We start from the raw sequence: 1,123 nt of genomic DNA, 5'->3' as shown, positions 1-1,123 counted from the left end.
TGACAACTCTTCTCTCACGTGCAGATATTCTCGATTGCCACGTCGACGGCGGCGTACCAGTTACCTTGGACCGACGTCGACACCTGCACATCGGCCGAACTACGTACACCCATACCCGAAATCGGGTCCGAAGGATTGGGTCTGGGCACAGCACAAGACCACTCGAGATCACACTTACTGGTCGGTTATTGAGTGATGCGAAAATAGTGCAATGGCGTGGATCACACTCTCTGGACTTCCAGGCTCCGGCTCACGAAGATCAGTGATGCGCTGCTCGTTACGACGTGCAGGTTGTCCGTGTAGCGCCCCTGCCAGCTGATGTACATCGTTGGCGGGGGCTGCGCTTGGCCGCTAAACCACACATAAACCGGTGCCGCCGCCCCATGGGCCCTTCGACGCGGCGACCCTCGGCTGACGCGTCACCCACGAAGCGAGTCACTCCTCCCCCATCCCCTTCGCCTACTTCTGTGCACGCTGGTCCGCGATGGTCGTGCGCTTGGTGCGGCGCAGGTGCCGGCCGACGACGTGGTGGATCCGCGTCAGCCGGGTCACCCGCTTGCGGTTGATCCTGCGTCCGCGGGACCGGAGTTCGGCCTGCGCGCGCGGGGCCGCCGTAGGCGCTGCGGTGCTCGGCATCGGTGGCGCGGATCTCGGCGACCGTCGTGGCCTCCTCGGCCTGGCGCTCGACCCGGGCCGGCTCGGTGGCCGGGTGCTTGTAGTAGCCGGAGCGGGAGGTCCCGAGCACCCGGCACAGCCGCTGCACGCCGAACTTGGCGCGATGAGCGGAGATGAAGTCCCAGCGGCGGGTCTTCACTTCACCTCCTTGGCGAAATACGCTGCTGCCCGACGCAGAATCTCGCGTTCGAGCTGCCATTCCTTCTCCGCACCGCGCAGCCGAGCATTCTCCGCGCGCAGCCGCGCGAGCTCGTCCGCCTCGGTCCCGTCGGCGCCGGTACTGCGGTCCTGCGACCGCCCGTTCCGGGCGGTGTCCTTACGGACCCACGTCCGTAGCGTCTCGCCGCTGATGCCCACATCCGCGGCCACCGCCGCGTACGTGCGTTTGCCGTCGGCCGCGCGGTACAGCGCGACCGCGTCTTTCCGGAATTCCTCCGTGTACAGAGAC

At 66.3% G+C, this 1,123-nt stretch carries 1 pseudogene; it reads right to left on the bottom strand.

From position 1 onward, the window contains the following. Positions 1–468 precede the first annotated feature (468 nt). A pseudogene (locus tag AC1DWT_RS51465) lies at positions 469–1,123 on the bottom strand (transposase); the annotation flags it as partial.

The sequence above is a fragment of the Rhodococcus sp. P4_B6 genome (assembly GCF_056402215.1).
This window is presented reverse-complemented; position numbering and strand designations above follow the sequence as displayed.